We start from the raw sequence: 1,290 nt of genomic DNA on the forward strand, positions 1-1,290 counted from the left end.
AGGCAATGGTGGGCCGTGACCGGCAGGGTGGCCAGGCGGGGCAGAATGGGGGCGATCGCCGTTTGTAGCTGCTGTTGGGCCCAGGCGAGGTCAGGGCGGTAATGGGGGGAGGTGACCAGTTGACTAATTTGACCGATGAACAATCTGCCATCGAAAAATTGCACTGCCCCCGGTTCCAAAACAGTGGCGACGCAATGGTCGTTGGGCTGATGCCAATCCAAGGTTGGAGCTAGGGCTTCCAAATTGGGGCGTTGCTGTAAATCCGCCGGCATAATCACACAGCGGAGCTTTTCCTTGCTGGGGGTGGTTTGCAGAACAGCGGCGTGGGTGAAATAAAGGGGAAAATTAAGCCCTGGCCCCGGCAGCAGAGCACGGCTTTGGCCTCCCCCCGCCAAAATCACTTTAGGGGCAAAAAAATTTCCCGCCCCGGTGGAGACCCCCTGCACACGGTTTTGCTTGGTGATTAATGCTTGGACTGTGGCGATGCGTACTATGCCCCCCTGGCGGATAAAGGCTTGCAGATAGGCGTTAACGGTTTTGCCGCCGTGGACATGGCCCTGGGGCACCACAAACCCGCCCCCAATGCCATCGGGATTGAGTTGGGGTTCAATGGCGATCGCCGTTAAACGGTCCACCCGTTGGGGCCGAATTAAACAATGGTCAAACTGCTTGGCTAGGACCTGGGCATCGTCTCCGGGGCGGAGATAGAGCAATAGCTCCAGTTCACGATATTCCGTTTCTCCCCCCAGTTCCTGGCTCAAATGGGTCCAGCGGTACCGACTTTCATGGCACAACTGCCGCTGCAAGGGAGTGGCCCCAGCCCAATAGATGATGCCACCATAGCTCAAGGCCGTGGCGTTGGCCGGCTGACGATGCTTTTCGAGTAACAGTACCCGTTGCCCTTGGTTTTGTAATTCATAGGCGATCGCCGCTCCGGTAATGCCGGCCCCGACTACAATGGCATCGAAATTTTCCATTAACCTTGATTAACAATTTGGCCCAAGGCGGCAAAACCAGGTACTTTCCCCGCCGAAGCAGAACCATCTTTTTCAGAAACAATGACCGCACTGATCTGATCGCTCATAATGGCCACCTTTTTCTCGGTCTGCTTTTCACAGGTCAGTTCCAACAGTTGGGGGCGATCGCCCTGCATGGCAGTAACAATAGTCTGATAGAGGGTTTCCGCCGCATCCTTTTCCTTCCGCTGTACGGACACGGGCATGGGGGAATATTTAAGGGTCAAATCAACGCTAATCATGGGGAAACCGTAAACGGGAAGTGGTGAAACAG

The 1,290-nt window shown here is 55.4% G+C and carries 2 protein-coding genes; both read right to left on the bottom strand.

Features of this window, described 5'->3' with window-relative positions:
• On the bottom strand, positions 1 to 977 hold a 977-nt coding region (locus tag IQ219_RS19705), incomplete at its 3' end, for an FAD-binding oxidoreductase (protein ID WP_194073750.1).
• Entirely contained in the window at positions 977 to 1,258 is a 282-nt protein-coding gene (locus IQ219_RS19710; RefSeq protein ID WP_194019766.1) for a hypothetical protein, read from the bottom strand. The genes IQ219_RS19710 and IQ219_RS19705, both read right to left, overlap by 1 nt.
• Positions 1,259 to 1,290 lie beyond the last annotated feature (32 nt).

It is taken from the genome of Synechocystis sp. LEGE 06083 (assembly GCF_015207725.1).
In the GTDB taxonomy this organism is placed as follows: Bacteria; Cyanobacteriota; Cyanobacteriia; order Cyanobacteriales; family Microcystaceae; genus Synechocystis; species Synechocystis salina.

What these genes read in the sequence shown, in the direction of transcription:
- IQ219_RS19710 (WP_194019766.1), bottom strand. Translation starts at nt 1,258, where the DNA reads ATGATTAGCGTTGATTTGACCCTTAAATATTCCCCCATGCCCGTGTCC.